This is a genomic window from Xanthomonas pisi DSM 18956 (assembly GCF_001010415.1).
In the GTDB taxonomy this organism is placed as follows: domain Bacteria; phylum Pseudomonadota; class Gammaproteobacteria; order Xanthomonadales; family Xanthomonadaceae; genus Xanthomonas; species Xanthomonas pisi.
This window is the reverse complement of record NZ_JPLE01000269.1, coordinates 1-376: the sequence shown is the minus strand read 5'-3', so window position 1 is coordinate 376 and position 376 is coordinate 1. Positions and strand designations below refer to the sequence as shown.

Below are 376 nucleotides of genomic sequence, written 5' to 3'. Positions count from 1 at the left end.
GCAGATGCTGTTCTTACTGCGGATTACTCTGAGCTGGCGCAGTCTCCGAAATTTCAGCAGACGTTTTTGTCCATTGACGCCGACCCGCAGCATGCACAGCTTTCTGGTCGCCAGAAAATGGATCTGGCAAAAGAGCGTGTTGCCGATGAGGTGCGCGCGCAGCTGGCAACCGTTCCTGAATTGGTGGCTGTGAATGCCATGGCGGCAAACGTGGGTGACGCACAACTGTTTAATCTGGTGACACGAGGCACAGCGAAGACCGTTAAAAGCGGCATTGTCAGAAATGCCACGGAACAGGGGGCGATTAATGCGGCGCAGGGCGGCTATTCACGCTATCAGGAAAACACGGCATTGCGTGAGACCGCCGGAATGGATG

General features: G+C 55.3%; 1 protein-coding gene. It reads left to right on the top strand.

The window, feature by feature from the left end; genetic code table 11:
• Window positions 1–376, top strand: a 376-nt coding sequence (locus Y887_RS17975; protein WP_046965652.1) for a hypothetical protein, incomplete at both ends; no start/stop codon positions are given.